This window comes from Pseudaestuariivita rosea (assembly GCF_017592335.1).
Classification (GTDB): domain Bacteria; phylum Pseudomonadota; class Alphaproteobacteria; order Rhodobacterales; family Rhodobacteraceae; genus Parasulfitobacter; species Parasulfitobacter rosea.
In genome coordinates this window covers 141,616-148,546 of record NZ_JACNMP010000006.1, presented here as the reverse complement: position 1 = coordinate 148,546, position 6,931 = coordinate 141,616, and the positions used below count along the sequence as shown (strand labels likewise).

Below are 6,931 nucleotides of genomic sequence, written 5' to 3'. Positions count from 1 at the left end.
GCCTGGTCTTCACTGAGCAAATTCCCTACGCCCGAAAATCAGGACTTCGAACACCAAAAACATCCATACCCTTCAAGGTGTTAGACGATATGAACAACACAAATTGTAAAATGGCGGAGAGACAGGGCGTTAAACTTATGATCTAATATATTGATATTTATATTCTTTCTTGAACATATGTAAAAATCAGACCTCAAACTATCCCACATTTATTTGACGTAATTCAGCCGTTTTCTTCAAGAAGTCGCAAACATACCCGGACAGACGGACAGACAGCCGCCCCCTTTAGGGGAGCGGCTGTCTGTCCGTCTGTCCGGTGTCTTTCTGATCTTTTTTGCTTTCCCTCTTAGTGCGCGCGCAAAGCTGCCAATATCAAAAATCCGAAAGGCAAAGCATGGTGCTGAGCCGCCCAAATAAGAAAGACAATTCTCATGACATTAGACGTTATGAATCAAGAACTTCAAACCGCACTCGCTGATGCCCAAGACATGACAGCCTTGGGGCTGTCCGGAACTTTTTTCATTTTTTATTTCTGTCCGGACATTCCCCGACCCAAGTCTTTTTCAGACGGAAGCAATGGTGCTGACGTCACAAACTCTGAAAGGACTACATACAATGCCACACCAGCATTCATATAACCCAAAGACAATCAAAGCCGGGCAGTTCAAACCTGATCTCAATCCGCCCTATGTTGCCAAACATGCCTTCAAACTTGGCGAGGTTACCATGCTGGCAGCCGCCCCTGCGGTCGGGAAAACCACCGTTACGGCGACAATCGCAGCCCATGCCGCTTTGGGGCGGGATTTCAGCGGGGTGCGCGTCCAAAACACCCTCGTGATCTATTACGCTGCCGAAGACCCCTATGGCACCGCCTGCCGTGCCTATCCCTATCTGAAAGATCCCACCTTGGCCGATGCCCCATTTGAGATTGTTGAGGATGTGCCAGACCTCAGCAAGCCCGAGACTGCGTCCGACATCGTGGCGTTCGTCAAGCGCAAGCAGCGGGAGTATAAATGCGATCAGGCATTTGTGATTTTCGACACCCTGAACCGGTGTATCGGTGCCGCGGATGAAAATTTAGCCTCGGATATGGGCAGAGTGGTCGGTCATACGGGCAAAATTGCCCGCGACTGCAACGCAGCCGTCCTTTTGGTCCATCACACCAGTCACGCCAATGGGGATCGTCCGCGGGGATCATCGACACTCCAAGGCAATCTCGACGCGCTCTACATACTGAACAAAGCGCCGGATACCGATGGATCGAAGGTTGTGCTTTTGACGCCCATCAAACAGAAGAACGCAAAAGAGCTTGCGCCAATCCCCTTCGCGCTTGGCAGTTTCCATTGTGGCACAGACGATGACGGGGAAGCCGTTACCGTGCCACTGGCTGTGCCCATGGAGCCAAAATCTAGTGCTTTGCCCGCGAACACCAACCGCAAGCCGTCTGGGCCGTCGGACCTGCGCCGCGCTGATCTTGAGCGGGTGCTGCGGGACTTGGACAAGGCTGCGCCGGGTGCTTTTCATCTCGCCTCAGAATGTGCCACGCGATCCGGCGCTGCATTTAACAGCGTGCGGGACAATGCTGACAGTTTGCGCAAGGCCATCAAGCGCGGGCTGGACAGCCTAGCGCAGTTGGGCATCGCCGAGAGCGATGGCACAGGCTATCGCCTGCACCAGAGCGCCCCTAGCGCGTCGGTGGGTGACGCATGAGCGGGCCTGTGGAGGGTCCGTCAGCGGTCCCTGTGGCCCCGTCAGCCGAGGGCGGGCCGTCAGGCCAGTGCCGCCCTGCGGCTGCTTCCAGACGGTCCATCTGCTGTTCAAAAAAATCTACTGTGTATGACATCACAGCCAGCAAGTCAGCGGTGGGCAGGGCTGCGGTGTCATAGTCTGCCAGCCGTGTTTGACGACAATAGCGCATGGTTTGCGCGAACAGGACGTCCAGTCCTTTGTCGATATTTTTAGTCATGAAGTTTCCTTTCTACATTTCAGTTAAGCGTCATGAGCTTTTGAAGGCGCACAACGGATAAAATCTTGTGATTTTATCCCGGCAACCAAAACGGAGGGGCTATGGCATTGTTTTCATTCAGACATTCGGTGAAGACTTTTTCGCCCAGGTGCGAAAGCGCGAGCCGTCACGCCAGGCAAGGCCAGACAGCGGCGCATCTGCGCTATATCACGCGAGCATCAGCCGCCCGCGAGGTGTTGCGGGTGCGGTTGGATCATCCGACCGATGCCGCACAGGCGCGGGCCGTTGAGCAAGAGGCAGAGCGGCGCAAAGGCCGCGTCTGCGAGCGGTTCATCGTGGCGCTGCCAGTTGAGACGACCGAGGCAGAACGTGTGGCGCTGGCCCGTGCCTTTGCCGAAGACCTGACCAAAGGCAAAGCAGGTTATGTGCTGGCGATCCATGACAAGACAGGCAACGACATTCGCAATCCGCATTTCCATCTGATTGCGTTTGATCAACATGAGCGCAGCGGTGGTCGGGGCCGCCCCCGCAGCGTCATCGGGATGGCGCGCAAGAATGCTGTCGAGGCCACCGCGAAACGGTGGGCGGAAATCCACAATCAGAATATGCGCGACTGGGGTTACGATGCTGCGTCGATGATTGATCACCGATCCTATGCCGATCAAGGCCGTGATCGCATCCCGCAGATTCACGAAGGCCCTGCGGCCCGGCAGATGGCGCGACAAGGCAAAACTGGCGCAAGCAAAGAGACGTGGCGGCGGATCGACGGCGGTCAATCTCGTGCCCAAGCCAACGCCCTTATCAAAGAGATCAACACATTGAAGGAGGAGATCAAAGATGAACGAGACGATAGACTGGGAAGCCGCAATCACAGAAACACAGGCCAAGGCGACGAGTGCCGCCCGCCATTCCGAACGCACGATAAGCGCAGTGGCAGAGGTGCTAAGAACACAGCAGGACCAATCGAAAAGACTGTCAGACCTGGCAAAACACCTGACCCAGATCGACAGCCGCCTTGGGTCGCTTCAAGCAGCACAGAACGCCTCACGGAACGCGTCGGCACCCATCCCAAGCCCAAGGCTCAACCGCCCCTCAGCAGCGATCTGGTGGGGCTTCGCGGGCCTTATGCTCGGCGGCGTCCTATCCGCCGTATTTTTGTAGAACTGCTGATGCTGCGCGATACCCTCCGGGCGCGGCTTGCGACTTATGGGGGTCGCCGCCACGCCCTACCAACAGCGCAAGCGGTGCGGGAGCGCATTCAATTATCAAATGAGCAAACAAGAGACCGATCCGACTGCGTCTTAGACCGCTCTTAAAATCAGTCGTGATAGACCAGCACCTTTATAAAGAAACAATTTGATAACAGTGTTTTATAGGTTTTTCCGAAGATCGGTTTTGGGCTGATACCTCCTGGACCCAAGTCAATACTGTAAGCAGTTCAGCTTACAAAATACATCATTTTCAGGAGAAAATACATGCGTAGAGACGCAATTCAAAAACTACAGTCGATCAGTATTGAAACACAAATCAAGTTCTTTACAGAAGCAGCCAGCGCAATTGTGCCACGCGATCTGAAAGGCCAGACAGAAGGGCGTTGGTATTGCAGCGGTGAAGGCTTTAACCGCAAGATTCTTAATGCACTTAAAAAAGCCGGGCACGGCCAAAAAATTTGGGTCAGCGATGGTGCGAACGGATATCGTATCTATTTTGATGATGCGCTTATCTACTTGGCCGCGAAGAACTGTTCTGAATGCTGAATGCCTTTCGGCCCTAACACAGAAGCGTCTCGGCACATCCCTGCCGAACGCTGATATCATCTGCTCTTTTTACGCGTGACTCAGGTATCGGTTTGATCTACCCAAGGGGTATTAAATCTCTTCGATTTGAGGCCAGATGTCCCAAAACCCTTTGGAAATCCAGACCTTTGACAATGTCCCGCCGCTCGATGACCAGTTCGGCGTTGATCCTAAGACAACCGCTCCCGACGCGCTGTATGACAGTTTGTTCGGTCAGGCCGAGGACCAGCCGCCGCGCCAGACATATGCGCTTCTGGATGCCGCAAAGATCACCATGTTGCCGGATATGCTGGAACAGTCAGACCTCCACTATCGGTGCCTGTTCAAAGGCAAAGCCTTCGACGATCTGAAAACCGCAGCGCCGTGGATAGTGAAGCTGGAAGACGGCAACAGCTTCACACGCAACCTATTCACATATGACGCTGATAATCCGGCCCCGTGGTATCTTTGGGACAAGAACCCCGGCATCTACATCCGCTCAACGGCCAGCCTTGACGACCTTTGGGCGCATTTTCGCAAATTCACGAAAACCCACGACGGGCGGGACAAATGGTATTATCTGCGGCTCTACGATCCGCCCGTTCTGAAATACTATCTGGAAGGCATCCAAGCATCTGCTGAGCGGCTGGCCGATCTGTTTCACCTGCGATCCGGCGTCCGCATCGACGCGCTGATCGCCACAAATGCCGCCGAGAAAACGGCGCATGTGTTTCGCTTTAACCCAGACGCTGAAAGCACGTCGCAACCGGTCGTCGAACTTGACATCCGCTACACTGAAGGCGTCTTACGCGAGGCCATTGCGCTTCTGCGCAACCACACGCCCGAGCTAAACCACATCCCCGACGACGATCTGCTTTGGACCGCGCGCCAACACACGAACGACTTCCACCGCTTTGACCTACAGACAAAACCCGTCATTGCGAACGCGATTGCCATCGTCGCACTGACAGGCCATCCTTTGACAGACCTGCCCCCGCAGGATCAACACAGCCTAACCGATTCCAACCAATCCCAATTCAAACGCACCACCGCATTGCTGAACCGCATTAAAGACAGGATGACCGCCTAAAATGACCAAATCCTATCTTGTCATCGACGACTTGACAGACCACCTTCACACGCTGCCCGATTGGTACATCCAAGTCCTTGAGGCCCGCGAAACAAATGTCTGCGACAACTGCCCAGAAAACTGGATCGAAATCCAGCTTATCGACCTTGAAGGGCAACCCATCTCGGGCGAACCATGGTTTGTCTATGAAAGCGGAACCGATACCAGGGCACTGGACCCATCTGTTAATATCACCGATCAGTTTCTGACAAGCGCGGGGCAGACGACGCCGCTACGACTGCCCATTTTGCCCACTGTTGATGTCGTTGATCTGGTGTTCGGCGAACAGGCTGCCGCAGAAAACCCGGTCACAGATGCCGGGTTCGGCATAGATTATGACGAGATAATTTACACCTTCACACTGCCTGCGGAATACGACGGGCCTTTACAACTGCCCTCGGACCCCGCTGCCTTGTGGCCTGCCGGGGCCGAGGCACTCAATGACATCAACCGCGCGATCGGCGCGGGCGCACCTAAAGCCGCTGTTGAGGATATGCTTGGCGAACTGAACCTGGCCGTCCGTGCCGCACTTGGGCTATACGAAGACTTGTCTTTGACTGCACGGAACGAGGCTGAGGCAAAGCTGATCCTGGCGCTTCAGGGTCGCCCGCCGGATTATCACCTGCTGGACGGCATGGAACTGCTTTATGAGGATGCCGAATTGGTATTCAGGGGCGTTGCGCCTGCCGTCTTTGTCGGTCCTGACGGGCGGGTCTATGGCGATGCAGTGATGGACATCTGGCGGTCCCCGCATTCGGCAGAATTTGAACACTGGCGACGTATTGTCTCGCTGCTGAATATCTTGGCAGAAACCGCCTTCTTTACGGATAGTGCCAAACTGGTCCTGATCGAAGAAGAGGTTCAATATAGCGGGTTCCTCATCAGCGCCGCCCACGCCAGCCCGAACAAGGGCGGCGGAGGCAGCAGCGGTATCCGCGCCCGTAACGGGGTGAAGCTGAACACGACCGGCAAAGGAAGTAACCCCAAAGCAGCCGCGCCGCCGCATCAGGGCCAAGTCCAACAGGCCCAGGCCAACCATGCGCTGCCAGCTAAGACGAATACGTCAAACGCTGGCACAACGTCAAACACTACAACTACAGTGGAGGGCGTGAAATTCAATGTTGGCCCAGCAAATAACCACGTATTCCGCGAACAATCTGTCAAGACCAATGGCGATTTCTACGGTGGCCATATTGGCCAAATCTACGGCAACAACATGGCCAATTCAGCGGCGCGCCCTGTAAGCACGACACCGCACCCCAATCAGACCCATGGATATGGTATATATAGAGGGGTTTATCAGCCGAGACGGCAGGCGGGTAGCCGGGATCAAAGCGGTAGACCCAGAGGTGGCCAGTTTGGTAGGAAAAGAGAAAAAACATACGTCGATACATCGGTTCGAAGTGTTAGCATAGTTGTCCGCGATATGAGGCAGGCTCTGCGTAATGCTATCCTGAACAAAAACTTTGATCCAAGCAAAAGCTACCAGCGTTTTGACGGTTACACGAATACAAACTTAAAGATGCAATTTTATGTTACAAGAACCGGCAACACCTACCGTATAGAAAGCTACCACTATGATTTCTGAGCAAAAACAGCAGGAAATAGATAGATACGCATCATCAAAATATGAGATGGTTGCTGGCACCTTATTTCACGTAATAGCACGTGCGCCAGACAGATTTGTTCTTTTTGTTGATAGTATAGCCAATCATGGCGGTTTTGGCAGCAATGATGCTGACTTATCGCTCGGTTACGAGATTTCGTATCACACCGAAAACTATGATATCGACGGTGCGTCCTATGGCTATGCCCTGTTCGATCTCGGTTTCGATCCCAATTACAAAGAACATATGCCCCTTGCCGAGTTTGAAAACTGGCTGGCCGACGCCTATCAGACTTTGTTGAAATACTACCCCAACGCGGAAAACGACCCTCAACTTGCGAAGGATTTGAAAGAAGCTGAGGTCGTTTATCAGCAGGCCATTAAAACCGTCCGTCAGCTTCAAAAAGATCACGAAAAATGGAAACGCGCTAATCCGGGGGCGATGGTTTAAGGTC

7 protein-coding genes are annotated in these 6,931 nt (G+C 53.8%); 6 read left to right on the top strand and 1 reads right to left on the bottom strand.

The features are described from left to right. Positions 1-615 precede the first annotated feature (615 nt). Positions 616-1,710: an AAA family ATPase gene (locus tag H7848_RS06740; RefSeq protein WP_208349241.1), complete on the top strand. Its 1,095-nt coding sequence runs from the start codon at positions 616-618 to the stop codon at positions 1,708-1,710. Here the strand turns inward: H7848_RS06740 and H7848_RS06735 are convergent. After that, the gene (locus tag H7848_RS06735) at positions 1,685-1,966 is read right to left on the bottom strand and encodes a hypothetical protein (protein ID WP_208349240.1); all 282 of its coding nucleotides are present in this window, start codon (positions 1,964-1,966) and stop codon (positions 1,685-1,687) included. The genes H7848_RS06740 and H7848_RS06735 overlap by 26 nt on opposite strands. A gap of 101 nt (positions 1,967-2,067) precedes the next feature. Here H7848_RS06735 and H7848_RS06730 point away from each other — a divergent pair, with 101 nt between their 5' ends. The 5 genes from H7848_RS06730 to H7848_RS06710 all read left to right on the top strand — a co-directional run bounded on the left by H7848_RS06730 (position 2,068) and on the right by H7848_RS06710 (position 6,927). Then, complete coding sequence (locus tag H7848_RS06730; RefSeq protein ID WP_208349239.1) at positions 2,068-3,282, top strand: MobA/MobL family protein; 1,215 nt, start codon at positions 2,068-2,070, stop codon at positions 3,280-3,282. A 159-nt stretch (positions 3,283-3,441) separates the two neighbouring features. Beyond that, the gene (locus tag H7848_RS06725) at positions 3,442-3,723 is read left to right on the top strand and encodes a hypothetical protein (RefSeq protein ID WP_208349238.1); all 282 of its coding nucleotides are present in this window, start codon (positions 3,442-3,444) and stop codon (positions 3,721-3,723) included. A 136-nt stretch (positions 3,724-3,859) separates the two neighbouring features. Beyond that, the gene (locus tag H7848_RS06720; protein WP_208349237.1) at positions 3,860-4,831 is read left to right on the top strand and encodes a DUF4123 domain-containing protein; all 972 of its coding nucleotides are present in this window, start codon (positions 3,860-3,862) and stop codon (positions 4,829-4,831) included. 1 nt (position 4,832) lies between these two features. Then, positions 4,833-6,458, top strand: coding sequence for a hypothetical protein (locus H7848_RS06715; RefSeq protein ID WP_208349236.1), 1,626 nt, complete (start codon positions 4,833-4,835; stop codon positions 6,456-6,458). Beyond that, entirely contained in the window at positions 6,448-6,927 is a 480-nt protein-coding gene (locus H7848_RS06710) for a hypothetical protein (RefSeq protein WP_208349232.1), read from the top strand. The genes H7848_RS06715 and H7848_RS06710 overlap by 11 nt, the downstream gene beginning before the upstream one ends. The last annotated feature ends 4 nt before the right edge of the window (positions 6,928-6,931 follow it).

Bases quoted from the DNA above. Each gene is read 5' to 3' on its own strand.
- H7848_RS06740 (WP_208349241.1), top strand. From the start codon at position 616: ATGCCACACCAGCATTCATATAACCCAAAGACAATCAAAGCCGGGCAG.
- H7848_RS06735 (WP_208349240.1), bottom strand. From the start codon at position 1,966: ATGACTAAAAATATCGACAAAGGACTGGACGTCCTGTTCGCGCAAACC.
- H7848_RS06730 (WP_208349239.1), top strand. From the start codon at position 2,068: ATGGCATTGTTTTCATTCAGACATTCGGTGAAGACTTTTTCGCCCAGG.
- H7848_RS06725 (WP_208349238.1), top strand. From the start codon at position 3,442: ATGCGTAGAGACGCAATTCAAAAACTACAGTCGATCAGTATTGAAACA.
- H7848_RS06720 (WP_208349237.1), top strand. From the start codon at position 3,860: ATGTCCCAAAACCCTTTGGAAATCCAGACCTTTGACAATGTCCCGCCG.
- H7848_RS06715 (WP_208349236.1), top strand. From the start codon at position 4,833: ATGACCAAATCCTATCTTGTCATCGACGACTTGACAGACCACCTTCAC.
- H7848_RS06710 (WP_208349232.1), top strand. From the start codon at position 6,448: ATGATTTCTGAGCAAAAACAGCAGGAAATAGATAGATACGCATCATCA.